Raw genomic sequence first — 1556 nt, forward strand, 5'->3', positions numbered from 1 at the left:
ACCACGTAGCAGCGCACGCGCCCGAGTCCGGGCAGCCGCTCGCGCCGGGTCGTGCGCCCGTCCTCGGTGTCGAGGCAGCCGCGTGCCGCCAGCAGTGCGGCAACGGCCTTCGGCTCGAAGCCGGAGCAGACCTCCGGCCAGCCCTCGGCCGGGATCAGGTAGCGCCAGCCCCCGGCCGGGGTGCGTTCACGGAAGCCGGCGCGGTTGACGATGATGGTCCGGCGATCGTCGCTGCCGTCGAGGTCGGCAAAGCGGGCCTCGCCGTGCGCGAGCAGGAAGCGCCGCACCTGGTCGAGCATGGCGGCCGGCTCGGCGTTGCCCGGTCCGCCGCGGCCTTCGAGCCACGCGCGCCAGCAGACGGCCGCGGCTTCGAGTGCCGCGCCCTGCGGCCAGCCGGTGACGGCGTAGCGGCTCGCCAGCTCGCCGGCGATGCCAACCAGCGCGAAGCGCCCGGCCACGCGGTGCGCCTGTCCGGATGCGCCGGCCGGCAGGTGTCGGGCGAGCCATGCCCGGCGCAGGGCCTCGACGGTGCCGGGCAGTGCAGCCAGATCGGCGAGCAGCGCCGACAGGAAGGCCGGCGCTGCGGTGCCGTGGTAACGGCCGGCGGCGTCGCTCAGCTCGCGCGACAGCGCCGCGCCATCGGCCCGGCCGTGCAGGGCCTCGAAGATGCCGAAGCCGCGGCCGGCGTCGGCGTCGAGGTCCGCCAAGCGGATTTCCTGCCCGGCGTGCGCGCGCTTGCCGGCGGCGCGCATGTGCTCGCTCAGGCTGATCTCGCCCGCCGACAGGAACAGCAGGCGCCACGATGCGCGGGCGCGGGCGCCGCCACTGCGCCCGGCGCGCGCCTTGCCTTGCCCGTTCGCCAGCAGATAGGCGGCTTCGCCGGCGTCCTTCGGGTCTACCTGCGCCAGTTCGTCGAGGATCAGCAGGCAGTCGGAGTGCTGCACCGCGATGGCTTCCAGCCCGTTTGCGGTCGCGCGCCAGCGTTGCACGTACCGCCCGGGCGGCCCGAACAGGGAGGCCGCGACGTGCAACGCGGTGGTTTTGCCGGTGCTCGATCCGCCGCGCAGGTGGAATCCGCCGGATTCCTCGCCGATCCTGCCGAGCAGCAGCGCAGCGAAGCCGCAGGATGCCGCCAGCAGCAGGCGCGAATTGCCGATGCAGTGCGCGGCGACGTGTGTGCGCCACTCGGCGAGCGTGCCGCGCTCGCTGAACGCATGGCCTGCGGTCGTCTCGGCCTGAAACAGCACGCGCTCCGCGCCCTCGCCGAACGTGCGATGCGGCAGCACGAAGGCATCGCCATGCCAGCCGGTGCGCTCGACGCAGCGCGCGAAGTCCGCGGGCCGCTCCTGCGCGATGTAGTCGGCCAGCCGCTGCCGGGCGCGCGGGCCGGTCGCGAAGATCAGCCCGAGCCGCAGCAGCTCGCCTCGCAGCTCGGCACCGTCGCTGCGTAGCAGCTCCATCGGCATTGCCCACTCGTGCCGGCGCCCCTCGCGGTCCTCGAAGGCGAGCAGGCGCCCCCAGGCCTCGCCCCGCTGATCGCGCGTGCAGGCCAGCAC

At 74.7% G+C, this 1556-nt stretch carries 1 protein-coding gene; it reads right to left on the reverse strand.

Annotated features, from left to right (window positions below; genetic code table 11):
* Positions 1-1556: DUF927 domain-containing protein (locus tag PKE44_RS19300; protein ID WP_324554461.1), on the reverse strand; the 1556-nt coding region annotated here is incomplete at both ends.

It is taken from the genome of Plasticicumulans sp. (assembly GCF_035331805.1).
Taxonomy (GTDB): Bacteria; Pseudomonadota; Gammaproteobacteria; order Competibacterales; family Competibacteraceae; genus Plasticicumulans.